The sequence below is a fragment of the Exiguobacterium sp. s183 genome (genome assembly GCF_018617655.1).
GTDB classification, from domain to species: domain Bacteria; phylum Bacillota; class Bacilli; order Exiguobacteriales; family Exiguobacteriaceae; genus Exiguobacterium; species Exiguobacterium aestuarii_A.
Genome location: NZ_JACSKN010000003.1, coordinates 39,539 through 60,557 on the forward strand (window position 1 = coordinate 39,539; position 21,019 = coordinate 60,557).

Sequence of the window (21,019 nt, forward strand, 5' to 3'; positions counted from 1 at the left end):
TTCAGAGATTATTCTGAATTTTCACTGTTACTACATTATACTTTACCAACAAAACATTTGAACAGTATTTTCTCTAACTTCAGTAGATTTTTTTAGAAAATCGGGGACATGCGGTTCGCATGTCCCCTCATCCCATTACTTGATATCAACGTATTTGTACTGGTAATCAGCACCGAACAGTTGACGGTTAAAGTTTTCGATGTTTGGACGAATCAAGTACGCCACACCAGCTTGATAAATCGGCATGATCGCTTGATCTTGCTCAATCAAGAGAGCCTCAGCTTCTTTGAACAAGTCATAACGTGCATCGATGTTTGTTTCAGCAGACGCTTCGTCAATCAACTGGTCATATTCAGACGACGCATAGTTGATGTCGTTTTGTCCGTTGTCTGATGTGAAGATCCCAAGGTTCGTAAGTGGATCTTGGTAGTCAGGTCCCCAAAGTGCGAATGACATTTGGTAGTCTCCGTTTGCTTCACGCTCAAGTTTGTTGTTGAAAGGTTGTTGAGCGATTTCAACCGTTACGTTCGACAAGTTCGACTCAATTTGACCTTTCATGTACTCAGAAATTTGTTTTGAAACTTCGCTATCGAACGAGAGGAGTTCGATTGTTGTCGCTTCTCCGCCTGTTGCTTCTTCCCAAAGTGAAGCAGCTTCGTCAGCGTTTGTTTGGAAGTACTCAACACCTTCTGTGTAATCCGTTCCGTCTTCATATTTGATGAAGTCTTTTGGAATGAATGATGTTGTTGCAATTGAACCGTTGTTCAAGAGTTGGTCGATAATTCCAGTTGGATCGACCGCACGCGCGATGGCTTTACGTGCATTTACATCGGAGAAGATTTCATCTTCGTGGTTGAATTTGAAATATCCGATGGCAGAACGAAGACCTGTGTTGTAATCTTCATCTTCCTGGAAAGCAGCAACTTGTTCTGATGCAAGACCTGCATAGTCAACATCGCCAGCTTCATACAAGTTTACGACTGTAGATGTTTCTTTGACGACGCGAACATCAACGGCTTCAAGCGCGACGTTGTCTTTATCCCAGTACGTATCGTTCTTTGTTAAGACATAACCTTGTTCACGATCCCACTCTGTCCATGTGAATGGTCCGTTGTAGAGAAGGTTTTCAGGATTCGTTGCGAAATCTTCGCCTTTTTCAGTCGCGAATGCTTCATTGATCGGTGTGAATGTTCCGAATGAAGTAAGTGAAAGGAATGATGGGTCTGGACGCTCGAGTGTGACTTCGAGTGTTTTCTCATCAATTGCTTTAACGCCAAGCTCTTCTTTCGGTGTGTCACCTGTGTTGATCGCTTCAGCGTTTTTAATTGTGTTCATGATGTATGCATACTGTGAACCTGTTGCAGGATCAACAGCGCGTTGCCATGCATAAACGAAATCGTTGGCTGTAACTGGCTCTCCGTTTGACCATTCAGCATCACGAAGTGTGAATGTGTAAACAGTCTCATCTTCATTTACTTCTGGTTCGCCTTCAGCGAGAGCTGGTACGGCATTTCCATCTTTATCAAGACGGTAAAGACCTTCCATTGTGTTAGCGATCAAGTTGAATGCGACCGCGTCTGTAGCAAGAGCCGGATCGGCTGTTGTGATGTCTGACGTATCTGTCAAACGAAGAACTTTTTCTCCGTTTGAAGAAGAACTGCCGCCATCAGAGTCTCCGCCTGTCGAACAAGCCGCGAGTACTGAACCGAGTGCCAAGATGATCGTCATCATGAGCAGAATCGATTTTTTCTTCATTGCGATTTCCCCTTTCGTATTGAAAAGCTAGCCGTTCGTCGAATAAACATCTTACTTTTTCTTTAATTTTCTGAATATTTCATAAAGTATTCGACGAAAGAACGTTAGGGCTATTGTAAGAAATTTTTAATCAAACTGTCAACTACTGAATAAAACGCTATCATTCCGGCTGAGTTTCATACTCGCATTCTGCCCTACCTTCCTAGTATCATAGAAGAAACGCGGAACGGTTGCTCGTTCCCTTTATGGCGTGAAAGGAGATTACATCGTTGAAAAAGTTTCGAAATATATTGATTGTTTGGGGGATTGTCACAATCCTGTACACCGTTTGGTCGATTTTTTCATATTTCCGAAGCGAATCTTTCCTGTTTCATTTGAGCGGCGGTCTATTCGTTTCCGGAATTCTCACGTTTGCGATCGGGATGTTCTCACATATGAGTGCGACAGGATTGTTCGATGGCATTATGTATGGTTTCAAGCGAAGTCGACGTGCAAAACTCAAAGAAATTGATGCGGATTATGAAGAGGATGAAGAAGAAGAAGACCCTGAAGATCGGCAACTCCGTAAGCAATCGGCTTGGAACTGGGTGTTTGTCGGTGTCGGAAGTATCGTTCTTTCGTTTCTCGTTGCGTTGATTTAATCTTTTCGAGAGCATGATCCTATGCTAAACTTAATGCAGAATAAGAACACTTGGATGAAGACAAGTAATTCAAATCACCTTTTCCTCAGAGAGTCTACGGTGCTGCGAGTAGATGAAAAGTTTTTGAATGAATGGACTTCGGAGTGGCTCGCTTGAACAACAGTATGGCGAGACGGTTCACGCCCGTTAACGCGTTCAAGTGGCATAGTTTATGCAAATTTGGGTGGCACCGCGGTTATTCGTCCCGATTTATTCGGGAGGACGACTGCGGTTTTTTATATTCTTCGGAGGTGTATATACATGGCAACGATTTTTTCAGGAATCAAACCGACCGGCGTCGTGACGCTTGGGAACTACCTTGGCGCGATGAAACAATTCGTCGACCTACAAGACGACAACAATGCCTATTATTGTATCGTCGATTTACATTCGATTACCGTTCAACTCGACCGTGTCGAGCTCATGAACAACACTCGAAAACTAGCGGCACTCTACTTGGCTTCTGGTCTCGACCCAGAAAAAGCGACGATTTTTGTTCAGTCTGAAGTGAAAGCACACGCTCAGCTCGGTTGGATGTTAACTTGTATCGCCGGAATGGGTGAGCTCGGCCGGATGACGCAGTATAAAGATAAGTCGCAAGGTAGTGAGAACGTTGGCGCAGGGCTGTTCGTTTACCCGACGCTCATGGCATCTGACATCTTGTTATACAATACGGAACTCGTTCCAGTCGGAGATGACCAAAAGCAACATATCGAATTGACTCGTGATTTGGCGGAGCGCTTCAATAAACGTTACTATGAGACGTTCACGATGCCTGAACCACTTATTCAAAAAGAAGGCGCACGCATCATGTCTCTCACAAATCCCGTGAAAAAAATGTCAAAATCCGACACGAACGCCAAAGGATACATTTCGATGCTCGACGAGCCGAATGTTATCCGTAAAAAAATCAAGAGTGCCGTAACTGATTCAAGTGGTATCATCTCGTTTGACCGTGAGAACAAACCAGGAATTTCGAACTTGTTAGAAATTTATTCGCTTTCGACAGGTACCTCAATCGATGACCTCGTCAAGCAATATGAGAACTCAAATTACGGTACATTTAAACAAGATGTGGCAGAAGCAGTCGTCGCCTTGCTCGAACCGATTCAAGCTCGTTATCACGAACTGATCGATTCTCCAGAACTCGATGAAATTCTTGATGCCGGTCGTGCGAAAGCTGAAGCCATCGCGAACAAGAATCTCGCGAAGATTGAAAAAGCGATGGGTCTCAGTCGTAAGCGCGCCAAAGTGAAAAAATAAGCTTGTTGTGACAGAACTCTCCATGTGAGAGTTCTTTTTTGTATTAAAAAATGTACATAAAAAGAGAGACAGGCGTCCCTGTCTCTCTTCGTAAGATGATTTGATTATTCTTTGCCTTCGATTGAAGCCCACTTGTAAGAGTAGTCCGCACCGAATGCGTGCTCAACGATTCCTTTAACGTAAGGTTTCGTGAGGCGAGCCGATCCACGTTGGTAAACTGGCGAGATCGCGTTCTCTTCAAGAACGATTTTCTCCGCAGCTTGAAGGTCAGCCCAACGCTGTTCAGCATCTGTGCTTGATTTCGCAGATTCAATCAACTTATCGAATTCTTCGTTCGACCACTTACCACGGTTGTATGGTCCGTCAGTTACGAAGAGGTCAACGAATGTCATTGGATCTTGGTAGTCAGGTCCCCATCCAGCGAATGTGAACTCGAACTCACCTTTGTTCTCAAGGTCAAGTTTGTTGTTGAACGGTTGTTGCTTGATTGATACCGAAATGCCTGGAAGGTTCTTCTCAAGTTCACCTTTGATGAACTCACCGATTTGCTTCGCAGACTCTGAGTCATAGTTGAGGAGCTCAAGCTCAACTTTGTCTGTTCCGAGCTCTTTAAGCCCTTCTTCCCAAAGTTTTTGAGCTTCTTCCACATTGTATCCACCGATATCGCCGTTCGCTTCACGGAAATCTTTACCGTCAGGACCTGTTACGAAATCTTTTGGTACGAGGTAGTTCGCAGGAATCGAACCGTTCGCAAGAAGCGTCTCTGAGATTGCTGCTTTATCATACGCTTTGTCAATCGCGTTACGGATTTTTTGGTTGTCAAGTTCTTCCACAGCTGTGTTGAACTGGAGGTAGAAGAGTGTTGGTTCAACGACAGTTGAGAACTCTTCGCTGTCTTGATACTGGGCTACGAGCTCAGAAGTCAAGCCTGTGCGGTCAACGTCACCGTTTTCATACAAGTTAACACCCGTTGAAACTTCTTTAACGACTTTAACGTTGATTTCTTCAAGTTTAACTGTGTCAGCATCCCAATAGTCTTCGTTCTTGACCATCTTCCAGCCTTGCTCGCGCTCCCAGCTGTCGAGTTTGAACGGTCCGTTGTAGAGAGTCGTCTCTGCAGATGTACCGAAGTTCTCACCTTGCTCTGTATCGAATGACTCGAGTTTTGGCATGAATACGCCGAAGCTAGTCAATCCGAGGAAGTAGTCAGCTGGTGCAGTCAATTTAACTTCAAGTGTTTGATCGTCGATTGCTTTAACGCCTACAGCATCGCGCTCGCCTTCACCTGTGTTGTACGCTTCCGCGCCTTCGATGATTGACATAACGTATGCATATTGTGATGCGTTATCTGGGTTGAGTACTTCTTTCCAAGCGTATTCGAAGTCGTTCGCTGTGACAGGCTCCCCGTTTGACCAAGTCGCGCCTTCACGGATTTTGAACGTGTACGTCTTCCCGTCTTCTGAAACGTCGTGGTCTTCAGCCATACCTGGAGTCGGGTTGTCTTCTTCGTCCATGCGGTAAAGACCTTCGTTTACGTTGTTCAATACGTTGAATGAAACAGCGTCCGTTGCGAGTGTCGGGTTAAGTGAAGGAATATCTGAAGAATCGAGCAAGTTGAGGACTTGCGCTTCGTCTGCAGAACCTTCGTTTGTTGATCCTTGTGAAGAATCTGTTTCTTCCCCTGTCGAACATGCAGCTAGGAATGCACTAGATAGAAGTGTAACCGATGATGCTAAAGCAAAACCTTTTTTCTTATTCATTGCGATGACCCCCTGATTTTTTCGTTTTAACGAAGTGAATGATGGTAGAAAATTCAGTCATTTCTTCTGACAGTATTTGTTACCAAAATCCCGTTGATGCAATAATACAATATTCTGATAATTTTGCAAAGTGTTTATTTTGATTTTTCTAAAAAATTTTCTCTATAGTCAAAAAGCCCGCCTAGAGCGGCGGGCCTTTAGCTCAATTTTCATATTTTTTCGAAAAGGTTAGGACATATGAAGGACCGATGACCGGATAACCAATCTGATCGTATCCTTTTTCAACCAAATAAGAACGTCCTGCTTGATAGATTGGCATAACAACCGCCTCTTCTAACAGCTTTGCTTCCGCGTTTCGTAAAATGATATTACGTTCGTCCAAACTTTCAGTTGAGCGGGCCTGATCCATCAGTTGATCGTACGACTCATTTGCATATCGACTTGAATTGAGCACATCGTCAGACTCAAATTGAGTCAAATAGGCAGATAGCATCGGATAGTCCGGTTGCCATCCTGACAACGAAAAGGAATAATCTCCTGAGACTTCTTTCCTAACTTTTTCTCCAAGTGGTAGCTCTACAACCTTGACGGTCAACCCGTCCAATTGTTCCAAATTCTCTTTTAATCTTGTCGAAATTTCACGTGCTTCTTCATCGACAAAGCTAAGCAATTCAATCTCGATCGTTTCTTTTTTTAACCGTTTTTTCACGGTTTCAAATAATTGGTTGGCATCGCCTTCCAACTCTGCAACCAAAGCCTCCTCATCCATGACGAGAAGTCGTTCCGTCGTTCGTTCCGCTCGTGCAAGCGATTCTTCAAGTGTCGTCCGCTCAAGCATCAGTGCGAGGGCTTGTCGAAACGCAACATCATCGAATGGTGCTTTTTCAACGTTTGGTTTTAAATAAAACACGCCACTTCGCGGAACGTCCTCAATATTCATGACTTCCTCATCAATGGTAGAAGTGTCGAAGTCATAAGGAATCAAATGCATTCCTGACGTCTCATTCAAATTTGATTCACTTCGAATGGTGATCGTTTCAAGCGTAACATTGTCAGCCTCACGATACGTTTCGCTTCTATGTAACGAGATGCTTGTATCATTCATTCGATCAAATTCAAACGGACCGTTCGTTTCTAACTCATCCCATGATGTCACGGATGGTTGTGGTAAAAACGCTGGCATGGCAAATATTTCTTCGAACCCTTCCATCGGGCGGATGAGTGTGATTTCTAGCGTTCCTTCATCAATTGCTCGAACGCCTAACGCATCTGGTTCTTGTTGTCCGAGCCCAATTTCTTTTGCCGCTTTGACATCTGCGAGTAAGAAACTAAATGGTGAGTTCGTATCGTCATCGACGAGTTTACGGAAATGATCGACGAACGTTTGTGCCGTTATCGAATTGTCTTCTGTCGTCACACTTTCTTTCAATGTGAACGTATAGACTGTTCCGTCTTCAGATCGTTCTAGCTTCTCGACGAGTCCCGGCTCAATCGCCCCATCTGCGCCGAATCGATAGAGTCCTTCATATAGATGTGACAAAACCGTTTGGGATGCCGGGTCAATCGCGAGCATGACGTCCGGTTGAGTCGGAAGGGATTCCCCATGAATCGTAATGGTTTGTTCTTCTGGTGGTAGTAGTTCACGTGACTGCTCTCGTTGTTCGTTCCAAATAAATAAAAAAAGGATAAGGACTGAACCTAACAAGGCGGCCACGATGAATGATTTCTTGTTCATTCGTTGCACTCCTTTCTGTTAGACCAACCCTTATACCCTAACCTTTTTTGAATGATTTTTCTACCGTCAGTTCGTCACTTTCGCAAATGCGAGTGTCGCATTGTGGCCCCCGAAGCCAAGTGAGTTACTGAGTGCATACTGAATGTCAAGTTCCCGATTTCCTTCACGTACATAGTCAAGGTCGCAATCTGCTGCAGGTGATTCACAGTTGATTGTCGGATGAATCTTCCCTTCATGAATTGAAAGGGCTGTGATGACTGCCTCGACGCCACCTGCTCCTCCGAGAAGATGACCAATCATCGATTTCGACGAGTTGACTGCGAGTTTCTCAGCGTGTTCCCCGAACACACGACGAATCGCTTTCGTCTCAAGCATATCGTTGAGCGGTGTACTCGTCCCGTGTGCGTTGATGTATTGCACGTCTTCCGGCTTGATTCCCGCATCGCGAATCGCCTCACTCATTGCTTTTGACCCGCCTTCTGCTTCTGGTGATGGTGCAGTGATGTGATAGGCGTCTGAACTCATCCCGTATCCGACGACTTCTGCATACATTTTCGCTCCACGTGCCTTCGCATGTTCATACTCTTCTAATACGAGTACGCCAGCGCCTTCACCCATGACAAACCCGTCGCGGTTCTCGTCAAATGGACGGCACGCTGTATTCGGGTCCGGATTCGTTGAAAGTGCTTTGTTCGAACAGAAGCCTGCGAACGAGAGTGGTGTGATTGGCGCTTCCGCTCCACCGGCGAACATGGCAATCGCATCTCCTCGTTGAATGACGCGGAACGCTTCTCCGATTGAGTTCGTCCCTGATGCACATGCTGTCACCGAACAATTACTTGGTCCTTTAGCCCCCAGGTAGATCGACACTTGTCCGCTCGCCATGTTCGGAATCATCATCGGGATGAAGAACGGGCTTACACGACGCGGTCCACGGTCATGAAGGATGGCTGACTGCTTGTCGATGGTTTCGACGCCACCGATTCCGCTCCCAATCCACGTTCCGACTTCATCGGCAATCGCTTTTACATCGAGTCCGCTGTCTTTATGGGCAGCGTCTGCCGCCAAAAGTGAGTATTGAATGAACGAATCCATTTTACGTGCTTCTTTTGGTTCGACCAAGTGTTCGATGTTCCACTCTTTTACTTCCGCTCCGACTTTCGCCGGATATTGGCTAATGTCGATTTTCGTCAACGTATCGATCGCGTTGTCCCCTTTTAAAAGACGGTCCCACATTGTCGACACGTCGTTTCCTAACGGTGATACGACTCCTAATCCTGTCACTACTACTCGTTTCATGAATGATTCCCCTCCGTAATTGTTGCATGATTCCATGTCAGACAGCTTGCACCCCACGTGAGTCCGGCTCCAAACCCTGCGATGACGACCGTTTGTCCATCTTGGATTTTACCAGACTTGACGGCTTCCGCTAAGGCGAGCGGGATTGATGCCGCTGATGTATTCGCATGGTCTTGAATGGTCATGACGACTTTCTCTTCTTCTAAATCTAAACGTTCCATCGCCGCATCGATGATTCGACGATTCGCTTGGTGCGGTACAAGGACGTCGAGGTCGTTCAACGACTTATCGGCCTTGTTTAACGATTCGAGCACAATCTCCGGCATTTTCCGCACGGCGAACTTGAACACTTCGCGACCGTTCATGACAATCTTTCCTTCATCGTTTTCATACAAGTGCTTGCCACCTGTACCGTCACTTCCAAGTACGATGGAGTCGATTGAAGCGATCTCGTCTTCCCCGAGTACGACAGCTCCAGCTCCGTCTCCGAATAGGACAGCTGTCGACCGGTCATCCCAGTCAATCAAACTTCCCATCTTCTCTGCTCCGATGACGAGCGTTTTCTTGAAGCCTTTCGAGTCCATAAGGCTTTTCGCTGTATCCATGGCGAAAATAAATCCGCTACATGCTGCACTGACGTCGAACGCCACAGCGGCTTTCGCGCCAAGATTCGCCTGAACCACGCACGCGGTTGCGGGGAAGGCTGGCGCAGTCGCCGTCGCACAGACAATCGCCTCGATCTCATCGATGCTGACTCCAGCGCTCTGTAACGCCCGCTCTGCGGCACGTGTCGCCATATCCGAGACTGATACGTCACTTTCTGCTAAATGTCGCGCCTCGATGCCTGTACGCGTACGAATCCACTCATCGCTCGTATCCATTCGTTTTTCTAAATCGATATTTGTCACCCGATTGTCCGGTAAGAACGATCCGATGCCGATGATTCCAATATTCATATCGTCGACCCCTATTCTTAGTATCTGGTACTAATATAAGGGAATAAAAAGAGGATGTCAATGCATCCTCTTCATGATCAATCGATTAAGCTTGTTCGAGGCGTTTCGTGACAGCCATGACCATCTTCGCAGAGTTGATCGACGCCGTTTCTAAAAATTCATCAAACGATAAGTTCGCCTCTTCGTCCGCGCTGTCTGAAATCGAGCGTGTGACGACGAACGGAACACCGAACTGGTAACACGTTTGCGCGATTGGAGCAGCTTCCATCTCGACGGCAGCGACGCCATCGAAATGGCCAAGGATGTCCGCTACACGTTTTGAGTCGTTGATGAACGAATCCCCTGTTACGATCAATCCTTGATGCACGTTCACGTCCGGTAAGTTTTCAATCACATCTTTACAGACGCTGACGAGCTTTGGATCGGCTTCATACGCTGGTGGCATCCCTGGTACTTGTCCGTACTCATAGCCGAATGCTGTCACGTCAACATCGTGGTGACGTACTTCTGTTGAGACGACGACGTCACCGACTTTCATCCCTTTTTTAAATCCGCCGGCAGAACCCGTATTGATGACGACGTCCGGTTTGAATTTATCAATCAAGAGTGTAGTCCCAATCGCGGCATTGACTTTCCCGATGCCTGACTTCAAGATGACGACTTGCATGTTTCCAAGATACCCTTCATAAAAATGATAGCTTGCGATTTCTGTATCTTTACGTTCAGTTAGTTCGTTCCGAAGCAAATTCACTTCTTCTTCCATCGCACCGATGATTCCAACTTTCATACCGATTCCTCCTCAGAAAGAGAGCGACTTCCAAAATGGAGGTCGCTCAACAACTTATTTGATTTCTTTGATTTCGACGATCATGTCGCCACCTGGTGTTTGAACCGTGACCACATCTCCGATCGTACGGCCAAGAAGTGCTTTCGCGATTGGTGATTCGTTCGAGATTTTCCCTGTGAACGGGTCTGCCTCGGCACCACCGACGATTGTGTATGTCTCGTCTTCGTTATCTTCTTGGATGAAGAACGTTACAGTTTTCCCGATTGAGACAACCGAGTTATCGCCTGCATCATCTTGAATGATGACTGCGTTGCGGAGCATTTCTTCTAATTGTGCGATTCGTCCTTCGACCATCGCTTGTTCTTCTTTCGCCGCGTCGTATTCCGCGTTTTCTGATAAGTCACCGAAATCACGAGCAATCTTAATATTTTCAACGACTTCTTTACGGCGGACCGTCTTCAGTTCGTTTAATTCATTCTCGATCTTCGCTTTTCCGTCTAACGTCATATAGTGTTGTTTTTCAGCCATTTCTGTCACTCCTTCATTGTCTCCTAGTATATTACAGCTAGGGTAAATTGAAAACGATTTATTTCCTCACGCGCGATTACGCTCAGTGAGCACCCAACGGATCTTCGTCACGAGTAAATCGATTGCGACAAAGTTTTCTCCGCCTTCAGGAACGATGATGTCCGCATACCGCTTCGTCGGCTCACAGAACTGCAAATGCATCGGACGAACGACATTCGTGTACTGTGCCACGACCGAATCGATCGAACGTCCACGTTCATTGATATCCCGCTGCATGCGGCGCAGGATGCGAACGTCAGCATCTGTATCCACGAACACCTTAATATCCATCAATTCACGCAAACGGGCATCTTCAAGTGCTAAAATTCCTTCAACGATGACGACATCGACCGGTTCGATCAAAATCGTCTCATCAGAGCGCGTATGGGCCGCGTAGTCATATACCGGCTTCTCGACAGCCTGATGTTGTTGCAATTGTTGGATATGTTCAATTAGCAAATCGTTATCAAAGGCGAAGGGGTGGTCGTAGTTTGTCTTGTACCGCTCCTCCATCGTCATTTCAGATTGATCTTTATAATACGCGTCTTGTTCAATCATAACGACCGATTGACCTTTAAACGCATCGACGAGCGCACGGGCCACGGTCGTTTTTCCAGATCCGGTACCCCCGGCCACGCCAATAATGACGGGTTTATGTTGCATCAAAGTTAAGTCCTCCTCATCGTAATTTACGACTGATTGCTAGGCCATCACCAAGGGGCAAAATTGCAGTATGATAATCGGTCCGTGCCATCAATTGCTCAGTAAACTGTTTCACGAGACGGACAAGTCGGCGTCGACGTCGGTCAAGTACTGACACGTCCTCGAGTAAGACGTCCCCTCGTAAAAACAAATTATCGCTGTAAATCGTACCACCAATTGGTACTAAAGCGCCATACCCATCAAAAAATTTTTGATATTGTCCTTTTGCCGCATCAATAAACACGGCATCGAACTCACCTTCAATCGAACCAATCAATTCAACGGCGTCACCGTGAATCAATGTGATGCGATCGCGAACATCAGAACGTCCGATAAAACCAGTCGCCTCTTCGAAACGACGAGCATTTCGTTCAATCGTGACGATTTCGGCATCTGGTAACAACTCTGCCATACGGATTGCACTGTAGCCAATTGCCGTCCCCACCTCAAGGATGCGGGTCGGTCGCTGCATCGCCAACAAAGAGAGAAGCACTTCAGAGCCCGTCAAGTCCATGATTGGAACGTGATGTTCTCGCGCAAATGCCTCCATCTCCGTCAGTAGCGGAGAGCGGTCGTTGATCAATTGTTCTACATATCCCTCATAGGATGCATGGTCCACTCGTTCCACCTCTTAACTCTCTTCATTCAAACGACCGGAAGCATCCGCTTCCGGTCGTCCCATCAATTACTGTTCGCTTCTTCAAACGCTTCCCATTCGGAACGGTACTTATTGACGTTTTGTTGATGGTCCTCATAATTGACTTCGAACAAGACCTCCCCATTCGGGAACCCTTCACGTGGAGGGCGTGCATAGAAGTAAATGTTCTCTGTGTCGTTCGGGTTGAGTACCGCCTCAAACGCGTCGCGACTGACAGCCGCGATTGGACCGATCGGAATCCCTTCATAACGATATGTGTTATATAAGGAATCGTTCTCCAAATCTGCGAATGAAGTGAAAATCGATGTCTCCCCCGTGCCGTACCAGACGGTCGGGTCAGACTGTAATTTCATGCCGTCGTTTAGACGATTTTCAAAGACACCGGCAATCTCTTTCCGGTCTTCCGTTGAAACAGCTTCTTTCTCGACTACCGATGCGAGCGCGAGCGTCTCATGGAAGGTGCGTCCTGAATCAGCCAAACGACCTTTGTACTCTTGATACATGCTTTCAGTCGGGAGTAGCATCTCATCGATGATTTCAGTGAGTGTTACCCCTTTGTTGAATTCATATGTTGCCGGGAACAGGTATCCTTCAAGCGGATGATAAATGCCTTCCTGCAATACTTCCTCCGTCAACATCTCATGCTCGTTCACGAGCGAACTGATATATTCACGGTCACTCAATTGTTCGGAAATCTCTTCTTTCGGAATATCGGCCTCTTTCGCAAGTCGCGCGATGACCTGGTCGATTGTGAACCCTTCCGGAATGACGAGCTTGATATCAGGAACCACAATGACTTTACCTGTTTGCAACGTTTCAATCAACTCATCGATTGATTGAGATGGTGACAACGTATACGTCCCCGCTTGGAACGATGACTCGTTTTTAAAGCGTGTATAGAAACGGAAAATCGTGCTACTCCTTACAAGCCCATTCTCTTCTAGTAATTCACCAATATATCCCGAACCGGCACCGAGTGGGACTTCGACCTCAACGGTTTCCGTCGATGTCGGATCAATCGGTTCGACGGAGCGCTTCACAAAGACGTAAGCGAGTGCCGAGCCTGTGGCGATGACGAGAAGGAAGATGGCAAGGATGACAACCGTGATGCGACGAACGATCCGGTTGCGGGCACGTTTCTCATCTGACATAGATGGATGATTCATGCATTTCTCCCCTGTTCATTTTATAAAGAGAGGCGACGAGGGAAATCCCTAGCCGCCCGTCCCCTATTTAGTCTAGACCGACTTCGTCATTGACGATATCGAATGCTTCCATGACCTCTTCGAAGTCTTCATCGTCTTCGACGAGCTTCAAGATGAATTCGCCATCTTCAAGTTCTTCAATTTCAAATGCGTATACTTCGATTGTGTCTTCATCTTCTGTTTCCGGAGCGCCGACTGGTTCGAGTACAACGAATGTTTTCTTCGAACGGTCGCTTGTCATACGGAAAATTTCTGCAAATAAATGCTCGTCTCCATTTTCATCTGGAATACGGTACATTTCTTCTTCACGACGGATTTCTGCCATGAGAGATTCCTCCTTATTTCCCGGAACGGTCCAGGTAGTTTTGTAAAATCATCACGGCCGCCATTTTGTCGATGACCGCTTTTCTCTTTTTGCGGCTGACATCTGCTGAAATGAGCATCCGTTCCGCTTGCATCGTCGTTAATCGCTCATCCACCAACACGCAAGGTAAGCCTGTCTGTTCTGTGAACGCCTCGGCAAACGCCTCTGACGCCTCACCGCGTGGACCGACTGTCCCATTCATGTTTTTCGGGTGACCGACGACGACTTCTTTCACATCGTACTGCTCGATAAACGGACGAAGGAGACGGACGGCTTCGTCAAAGTCAGGTTCGGTCCAGTAGACCGTCTCCACACCTTGTGCCGTCCATCCCATCAGGTCACTCACCGCGACACCAATTGTCTTCGATCCGACATCGAGTCCCATGACTCGCTTCATATTAATCCTCTCTACGATCGTTCAAATACGATTTGACCAACTCTTCGAGAAGTTCATCCCGCTCAATTTTGCGAATCAAGTTTCGCGCATCATTATGACGTGGGATGTAGGCGGGGTCACCTGACAATAAGTATCCCACGATTTGATTGATCGGTTGATAACCTTTTTCCTCGAGTGCTTGATATACCGTAATCAGCGTCTCACGTGTGTTAGCACGTTGATCATCTTCTGGAAAATTGAATTGCATCGTGCGATCCATTTGGCTCACAAGAATCCACCTCTTTCCGTTTGCACTTCACACTCTATTATGCCAGTGATTGGACGTAATGTGAAGCAAACTTCAATGCTTCGTCCAGTTTTGTTGCATCACGGCCACCTGCTTGTGCCATGTCTGGACGACCGCCACCACCGCCACCACAGCGTGTTGCGACTTCTTTAATGAGTTTTCCGGCATGGAAGCCACGATCGTTCAAGTCTTTTGTTACACCGGCGACAAGGTTGACCTTCTCACCGTTTGCCGACCCGAGGATAATCACGGCAGAACCGAGTTTCCCTTTCAAGTCGTCGACCATGCTACGGAGGGCATCCATATCTTGTCCATCGACACGCTTCGCAATCAATTGGACGTCACCAATCGTTTCGATTGCATCCGTCAATGAAGAAGCTTCGATGTTCGCAAGTTTTGCTTTGAGCGATTCTGAAGCACGCTCCACGTCTTTGATTTCAGCCTGGAGTGCTTGAACACGTGCTGGAACCTCGAGTGGTTTCGTCTTCAACAGTTTCGCTGCCGTTTCGAGCGTCTCGATTTGCTGGTTCATTACTTCGTATGCGCCAGCACCTGTGACCGCTTCGATTCGACGCGTTCCTGCTCCAATTCCTGATTCAGACAAGATCTTGAAGAGTCCAATTTCAGCCGTGTTAGATACGTGGCATCCACCACAAAGCTCAACCGAGTAGTCCCCAGCCGATACGACACGAACGACATCGCCGTACTTCTCACCAAAGAGTGCCATCGCACCTTTTGCTTTCGCATCCGCGATATTCATTTCTTCGATGTCGACACCGATCGATGCCCAAATCTTCTCGTTCACTTGACGCTCAATCGATTGAAGCTCTTCAGCCGTCACTTGACCGAAGTGAGAGAAGTCGAAACGAAGACGATCTGGTGTCACGAGTGACCCAGCCTGGTTGACGTGCTCGCCGAGCGTGTCTTTCAAGGCACGGTGAAGGAGGTGCGTCGCCGTATGGTTTTTCACGATCGCTTGACGTGAGTCTTGGTCAACCGTTGCTGTCACTGCCACTTCCGCTTTCGCGACGCCTGACTCGACTGTGACCGTGTGCAAGTTTTGCCCATTCGGTGCTTTCGACACATCTTTTACGCGAAGAAGGAAGTCTTCGCCGACGATTTGACCTTTGTCACCGATTTGACCGCCGCTCTCAGCGTAGAATGGCGTTTGATCGAGGATCACTTGTGCCTCTTCCCCTGCAGCGACGACGTCAACGAGTTCCCCGTCGTGAATCAAGCTGACGATTTTCGCGTTCGTCTCAAGGTTGTTGTATCCGAGGAATGTCGATGGCATCGTGATGTCCGCGAGTACGCCAGACTGGATTTGCATTGATTCAACGTCAGCGCGCGCTTGACGTGCACGTTCGCGTTGCTCATTCATCGCTTCCTTAAAGCCGTCTTCATCGACCGTCATCTGATGGTCTTCAGCGTATTCGATTGTCAATTCGAGCGGGAAACCGTACGTGTCGTAAAGACGGAACGCGTCTTGACCGCTGATCACGTTTGATCCTGCTGCTTTTTGTGCTTTCGCGACTTCGTTCAAGATTGCAAGTCCATCGTTCAACGTTTCATGGAAACGCTCTTCCTCGTTTTTGATGACTTTCTTGATGAAGTCTTTCTTCTCGTTCACTTGTGGATAGAAGTCGACCATGATGTCACCGACAACTTCGACGAGCTCATACATGAACGGACGCTCGATGCCGAGCATCTTCGCATAGCGGACCGCACGGCGGAGAAGACGACGGAGGACATATCCACGTCCTTCGTTCGACGGGAGTGCACCGTCTCCGATCGCGAACGATACGGTACGGATGTGGTCAGCGATGACCTTGAAGGCAACGTCTTTGCTGCTATCTTGACGATATACGTCGCCACTGATTTTTTCTGTTTCACGAATGATTGGCATGAAGAGGTCGGTATCGAAGTTTGTCGGTACGTCTTGAAGGACGCTCGCCATCCGTTCGAGTCCCATCCCTGTATCAATGTTTTTACGTGGAAGCTCTGTGTAGTTCCCGTGCCCGTCATGGTTATATTGGCTGAACACGATGTTCCAGATTTCAAGGTAACGCTCGTTTTCTCCACCCGGATAAAGTTCAGGGTCTGTCGGGTCGTCTCCGAACGCTGGTCCACGGTCGAAGAAGATTTCGGTGTTCGGACCAGATGGGCCTTCGCCGATTTCCCAGAAGTTATCTTCAAGTGGGATGATACGGTCAGCCGGCATGCCGAGGTTCAACCAAATTTGTTTTGATTCTTCATCGTCCGGGTGAATCGTGACAGAGAGGCGATCTGGGTCGAGACCGTACCATTCGTCACTTGTCAACAGTTCCCAGCCCCATGTGATGGCTTCTTCACGGAAGTATTCTCCGACCGAGAAGTTTCCGAGCATTTCGAAGAACGTATGGTGACGTGCTGTCTTCCCGACATTCTCGATATCGTTCGTACGAATCGATTTTTGTGCGTTGACGATTCGTGGGTTCGCTGGGATGACACGTCCATCAAAGTATTTCTTCAATGTCGCAACACCAGAGTTGATCCATAGAAGAGTAGGATCTTCGACTGGTACGAGCGACGCACTCGGCTCAACGCTGTGACCTTTTGATTTGAAGAAATCTAAGTACATTTGGCGAATCTGTGCGCCAGTCAATGATTTGAGCGGTTTCATGAACAATTCCTCCTTATTTCTGAACGAAACGAAAAAAAGCGATGCCTGCCCCTGTGGAAAGGGACGAAAGCATCGCTTCGTGGTACCACCCTCGTTCGCACGGTAAACACCGTGCCTCGAACATCCGTTAACGTGGATGAGGCGCCCAGGTTGAGTGGGGACTCCAGAATAGCTTCGGTCGGCCGACCTCCATCTTCTCGCAGCCTAGGAAGATGTCTCTGTAGAGGCGGTGACGACGTACTCATTTCCTTCATCGTCTGTATCGTTTCAGTTGTCTATTCGTCATTATCACATGCGCTTATGAAGACGTCAAGACTTCCCGCCTAAGCGTTCGACCAATTTTGTCCGCCGTACGGGTTCTTCTTCTCGCGTTGCCGCCTCGAGTGCCCGTACGTCCCCAAACAACAGCAAGCTTTTCTTCGCCCGTGTCACGGCCGTATAAATCAAGTTTCGCGATGAGCGGAAGCCGCCGTTAAAGAAGACCGGCATGAGTACGATTGGGAACTCGGACCCTTGTGACTTATGAATCGTGATGGCGTAGGCGTGGGTGAACTGATCCCATTCACTACGGTTATATTCGACTTCCGTCTGATCGAATCGGATATAAATTTTATCGACTTTATCAACGTTCTCTTTCGCGTAGAAGATGTTCGTGATCTCACCGATGTCCCCGTTATAGACGTTCTCCTCGGCGTTGTTGACGAGTTGTAGCACTTTATCCCCATTTCGATAAATACGCGTCCCATGTTTCACTTCACGGGCACTCGATTTTGGATTGAACACGTGTTGAAGCGCTTCGTTCAGCCCATCGATTCCGCATACACCTCGATATGTCGGCGCGAGCACTTGGATATCAAATGGTGAATATCCTTTCCGGAGGGCCGCTCCTGCCATCTGACAAATCGCTTGAAGCGCCGTCTCTTGGTTCGCCGTGTAGAAGCGACGGTCCGGGAGCGCCGCCAATAAATCTTCTGGCATCTTTTTGGCGTTCAAGGAATGGGCGAGCCGTAAAATACTCGACTCCGACGCCTGACGGTGGACGACGTCGAGGCGGACGACGGGAATCCCATCCGTCGCCATTAGATCGGCGAGCACTTGTCCCGGTCCGACTGACGGGAGCTGATCGCGGTCCCCGACGAACAAGATTTTCATCCCGTTCGGTACCGCTTTGAGTAAGCTTCTGAATAAGAAAATATCAATCATCGACGCTTCGTCGACGATGAGCACTTTCCCCGCAAGTGGGTTCGTCTCATCGACTTGGAACGAACTTCCGTCAAATTTCAAGAGACGGTGAATCGTCGATGCCGGAAGACCCGTCGATTCACTGAGTCGCTTCGCGGCCCGACCCGTCGGTGCGGCCAAGACGAACGGGAACGGTTGGTTCGGTACGGGCTCTAACTTCCAGTCGAAGACGTCACTGAGTGCGTGAATAATCCCACGAACGACCGTCGTCTTCCCCGTACCCGGCCCACCGGTGAGCACCATGAGTGGCGATTTGAGCGCAAGCTCGATCGCTTCTCGCTGTTGGGTCGCATATTCAATCGAAAACATCTCCTCGACACGTCCGACCGCGTCAAAGATGGTCGTCATGTCCACGTCTTCCGTCGTCGATGTCGCCATGATACGCGCCAATTCCTCTGCCGCCTTTCGTTCAGCGCGGAACACCCGAGGATGATAGACGACCCCGTCATCGATGACGACCCGCTCGTCTTTTGCGAGCGACTCTAATGCCGTGACGAGTGCGTCACCTGGGTCTGCCCCGATGATTCGAGGCATCTCCGCTTCAAGTTGCTCCGCTGTCACGTAGAGGTGACCGTTCCCTTGTTCGAGTTCTAACACGTAAAGCACCGCTGCCGCGATACGTTCAGGATGAATGCCTTGAATCCCGAAATGCGCGGCGATGGCATCCGCCGTCTTAAATCCGATGCCTTGTACATCGTACATGAGTGCATACGGATTCTTCTCGATCGTCTCCATCGCCCGTCCTTCATATTCTTTATGAATCTTTGAGGCGAGACGCGGTGTCACGTCAAACGGAGCGAGAAACAAGAGCAGTTGGTCGACCCCGTATAAGACGTTCAGACGTTCCGTGATCACACGCGCCTGCTTTTCTTTTAATCCCTCGACTTCCGAGAGAATACTCGGATGCTTCACGATTTGGTCGATACAGTCGTCCCCAAGGGAATCCGCAATCTTTTGCGCCGTCTTTTGTCCGATCCCGGGAAAGGAACCGTTCGTCAAAAAGCGGACGGCGGCCCGTTTCGTCATCGGAACGACGCGACGAATCCAATCCGCCTTCATCTGTTTTCCGAATCGGGGATGTTCGACGAGACGACCGTGCGCCTTATACGTTTCCCCTTTTTCGATACCGACCCCGACGCCAGCGATGACCATCTCGGTCTCGTCCGTCTCAAAGTTCTTTTCTTTTATTCGTACGAGCGCAATGGTATGCGCTTCTTCTTCTGATTGAAACAGGACTCGAATGACTTTTCCAGTCAACTCGTAAGGTGCTGCCATCATATCCGACACCTCCAGCTATTTTTCCATCATTCATTATAGCCCGAGATGAATCGATTGAACAAATGACCTAGTCGAACAGACTCAAGATTTGCTCGATTCGGTCAAGGTCAACGACTTCCAAAATGCGAATAAGTTGTTCAAGGTCGACCCGGTCCAAAATCCGCTCGACTTGTTCGAGGTCCACCTCTTCAATCAAGCGTTGGATCCGGTCTAAGTCACCTGACGCCTCGTACGCCTCAAGTCTCGTGAAGAGTTCTGTCTTCTCGATTCGAATCGAATCCTCCAACATCCCCCGCGTGCCAAACAGGACGAGACCGATGACCGCTAACTGAATCAACCAATTCGTCACGACTTTCCAGAATGGGACGGTCTGTCCAATCAATGGGATGAGCGGGATGAACGTCAATTGTAGGAATAAGATTCCGACCTGAACGTATACGTTCGGAATCAACAAACCTAAAATCGCAAGAATCAACGGAACGATCCAGCCAATCCCAACATGTTCAGACGTGAGTTGCCAGGACTTCTCTTCCGCGTACACATAATGAACAATCCATCCGACAATGAGGAGCGCCACGAATAGAATGAGCAACAGCGTTAAAAGCCCCTGCGGTTCGACGACAACTTGATATAAAATCGTGTTCGTCCACTTCCCATCCGCAAGTCGCTGGTTCACCGTTTCAAATAATTGCGTGAACCACACATACTCAATAATAAAAAATAAAATGACACTGACCATGCTATATTTTCGCAAACGATTCGACCTCCTTCTATAAAGTGTCATTCCCTCACTTCAAGACAGCTAGTCGCGTTTTTGATTTGAAGAAAGCGGGAACTGTTCGAATGACACATTGAAGGAGGAGTCATACATGGGTAAACGAATTCCAGTCAGCGGATTATGTGAACTTGTATTAGAAGTGACAGATATGGAAGAAGCCGTATCCTTTTGGCATGAAAAATTAGGTCTCCCCGTCGTCGAACAATGGGTCGGAGACGATGCCGAGCCAAGTGAATCGCAAGAACAAGCGAATGAGCCATGGGCAACGTGGCTCTACATCGGAGGGAATACGCGGCTAGGGCTTTGGCTGAAACGTAACTTTACAGAAGAAGAGGATGCGAACCGAAAACAGGACGTGACCGAGTGGGACACGCTCTATGATGAAGGTGGGGTCCACGTCCACTGTGCGTTCTTCGTTCCGATGGAGTCGTTTGAAAAGGCACTCGAGATCCTAGATGAGACCGATGTGCCTGTAAAACTACGGACGTGGGACGAGGACGAGACAAAGAATGGGAAAGAACGCTCGGCATACTTTAAAGACCCGAGCCACAACATCATCGAACTGTATACGAAAAATATGGACGAGGCATACGGCGACTTCGCCGGAGAACCCGTCAAAATCACGACGAAACAACTTTAATTGCC

Annotated in this window: 19 protein-coding genes and 1 other annotated feature; of the genes, 3 read left to right on the forward strand and 16 right to left on the reverse strand. The window is 48.0% G+C overall.

The features are described from left to right. Positions 1-135: 135 nt before the first annotated feature. Positions 136-1,755 carry a peptide ABC transporter substrate-binding protein gene (locus tag KNP62_RS08570; protein WP_214785237.1) on the reverse strand — a complete coding sequence of 540 codons (1,620 nt, stop codon included), beginning with the start codon at positions 1,753-1,755 and terminating at the stop codon, positions 136-138. A 269-nt stretch (positions 1,756-2,024) separates the two neighbouring features. Between KNP62_RS08570 and KNP62_RS08575 the strand changes: the two genes are divergently transcribed. Further along, positions 2,025-2,396 carry a DUF3899 domain-containing protein gene (locus KNP62_RS08575; protein WP_214785238.1) on the forward strand — a complete coding sequence of 124 codons (372 nt, stop codon included), beginning with the start codon at positions 2,025-2,027 and terminating at the stop codon, positions 2,394-2,396. A gap of 42 nt (positions 2,397-2,438) precedes the next feature. Next, positions 2,439-2,646: a binding site (T-box leader), on the forward strand. 50 nt (positions 2,647-2,696) lie between these two features. Then, positions 2,697-3,698 carry a tryptophan--tRNA ligase gene (gene trpS / locus KNP62_RS08580; protein WP_214785239.1) on the forward strand — a complete coding sequence of 334 codons (1,002 nt, stop codon included), beginning with the start codon at positions 2,697-2,699 and terminating at the stop codon, positions 3,696-3,698. A gap of 104 nt (positions 3,699-3,802) precedes the next feature. Here the strand turns inward: trpS and KNP62_RS08585 are convergent, their stop codons facing one another. The 15 genes from KNP62_RS08585 to KNP62_RS08655 form a co-directional block, all read right to left on the reverse strand. Then, a complete protein-coding gene (locus KNP62_RS08585) occupies positions 3,803-5,458 on the reverse strand; it encodes a peptide ABC transporter substrate-binding protein (protein ID WP_214737557.1) in 1,656 nt (551 codons plus the stop codon). A 202-nt stretch (positions 5,459-5,660) separates the two neighbouring features. Continuing rightward, positions 5,661-7,193, reverse strand: a complete 1,533-nt coding sequence (locus tag KNP62_RS08590) for a peptide ABC transporter substrate-binding protein (RefSeq protein WP_214785240.1) — start codon at positions 7,191-7,193, stop codon at positions 5,661-5,663. A gap of 66 nt (positions 7,194-7,259) precedes the next feature. After that, on the reverse strand, positions 7,260-8,492 hold the full coding sequence (gene fabF / locus KNP62_RS08595) for a beta-ketoacyl-ACP synthase II (protein ID WP_214785241.1): 1,233 nt from the start codon (positions 8,490-8,492) through the stop codon (positions 7,260-7,262). Next, the gene (locus KNP62_RS08600; protein ID WP_214785242.1) at positions 8,489-9,448 is read right to left on the reverse strand and encodes a beta-ketoacyl-ACP synthase III; all 960 of its coding nucleotides are present in this window, start codon (positions 9,446-9,448) and stop codon (positions 8,489-8,491) included. Before KNP62_RS08600 ends, fabF begins: the two co-directional genes overlap by 4 nt. Before the next feature lie 85 nt (positions 9,449-9,533). After that, complete coding sequence (mtnN, locus tag KNP62_RS08605) at positions 9,534-10,235, reverse strand: 5'-methylthioadenosine/S-adenosylhomocysteine nucleosidase (protein ID WP_214760592.1); 702 nt, start codon at positions 10,233-10,235, stop codon at positions 9,534-9,536. Between the two features lie 54 nt (positions 10,236-10,289). Further along, positions 10,290-10,763, reverse strand: coding sequence for a transcription elongation factor GreA (greA, locus tag KNP62_RS08610; RefSeq protein WP_074035127.1), 474 nt, complete (start codon positions 10,761-10,763; stop codon positions 10,290-10,292). 66 nt (positions 10,764-10,829) lie between these two features. Next, positions 10,830-11,465, reverse strand: coding sequence for a uridine kinase (gene udk / locus KNP62_RS08615; protein ID WP_074035132.1), 636 nt, complete (start codon positions 11,463-11,465; stop codon positions 10,830-10,832). Positions 11,466-11,481: 16 nt separating this feature from the next. After that, positions 11,482-12,123: an O-methyltransferase gene (locus KNP62_RS08620; RefSeq protein ID WP_214748553.1), complete on the reverse strand. Its 642-nt coding sequence runs from the start codon at positions 12,121-12,123 to the stop codon at positions 11,482-11,484. A gap of 62 nt (positions 12,124-12,185) precedes the next feature. Further along, the gene (gene mltG, locus KNP62_RS08625) at positions 12,186-13,328 is read right to left on the reverse strand and encodes an endolytic transglycosylase MltG (protein WP_214785243.1); all 1,143 of its coding nucleotides are present in this window, start codon (positions 13,326-13,328) and stop codon (positions 12,186-12,188) included. 67 nt (positions 13,329-13,395) lie between these two features. Continuing rightward, on the reverse strand, positions 13,396-13,692 hold the full coding sequence (locus KNP62_RS08630; protein ID WP_078146594.1) for a DUF1292 domain-containing protein: 297 nt from the start codon (positions 13,690-13,692) through the stop codon (positions 13,396-13,398). A gap of 13 nt (positions 13,693-13,705) precedes the next feature. Continuing rightward, the gene (gene ruvX / locus KNP62_RS08635; protein ID WP_015881197.1) at positions 13,706-14,128 is read right to left on the reverse strand and encodes a Holliday junction resolvase RuvX; all 423 of its coding nucleotides are present in this window, start codon (positions 14,126-14,128) and stop codon (positions 13,706-13,708) included. A gap of 1 nt (position 14,129) precedes the next feature. Continuing rightward, on the reverse strand, positions 14,130-14,396 hold the full coding sequence (locus KNP62_RS08640; RefSeq protein WP_015881196.1) for an IreB family regulatory phosphoprotein: 267 nt from the start codon (positions 14,394-14,396) through the stop codon (positions 14,130-14,132). A gap of 37 nt (positions 14,397-14,433) precedes the next feature. Next, positions 14,434-17,076, reverse strand: a complete 2,643-nt coding sequence (gene alaS / locus KNP62_RS08645; protein ID WP_214785244.1) for an alanine--tRNA ligase — start codon at positions 17,074-17,076, stop codon at positions 14,434-14,436. Positions 17,077-17,385: 309 nt separating this feature from the next. Further along, positions 17,386-19,593, reverse strand: a complete 2,208-nt coding sequence (gene recD2 / locus KNP62_RS08650) for an SF1B family DNA helicase RecD2 (protein WP_251125647.1) — start codon at positions 19,591-19,593, stop codon at positions 17,386-17,388. Between the two features lie 70 nt (positions 19,594-19,663). Then, entirely contained in the window at positions 19,664-20,350 is a 687-nt protein-coding gene (locus KNP62_RS08655) for a hypothetical protein (RefSeq protein WP_214785246.1), read from the reverse strand. Between the two features lie 115 nt (positions 20,351-20,465). Here KNP62_RS08655 and KNP62_RS08660 point away from each other — a divergent pair, with 115 nt between their 5' ends. Then, entirely contained in the window at positions 20,466-21,014 is a 549-nt protein-coding gene (locus KNP62_RS08660; RefSeq protein ID WP_214785247.1) for a VOC family protein, read from the forward strand. Positions 21,015-21,019 lie beyond the last annotated feature (5 nt).